General features: G+C 67.2%; 1 protein-coding gene. It reads left to right on the top strand.

The window, feature by feature from the left end; translation table 11 throughout:
• A partial coding sequence (locus tag IF47_RS0127325; protein WP_037733465.1) for an ATP/GTP-binding protein occupies window positions 1–201 on the top strand: 201 nt, incomplete at both ends.

The following is a 201-nucleotide window of genomic DNA, read 5'->3' as shown; positions in this document are numbered from 1 at the left end:
GACGACCTTCGTGGGCGCCGTGTCGGAGATCAACCCGCTGCGCACCGAGGCCGTGATGACCGCCGCGTCGGCGGGGATCGACGATCTGACCCACACGGCTGGCAAGACCACGACGACCGTGGCGATGGACTTCGGCCGGATCACGTTGGACCAGGACCTGATCCTGTATCTGTTCGGCACGCCCGGGCAGGACCGGTTCTG

The organism is Streptomyces megasporus (assembly GCF_000718985.1).
GTDB lineage: Bacteria > Actinomycetota > Actinomycetes > Streptomycetales > Streptomycetaceae > Streptomyces > Streptomyces megasporus.
This window is presented reverse-complemented; position numbering and strand designations above follow the sequence as displayed.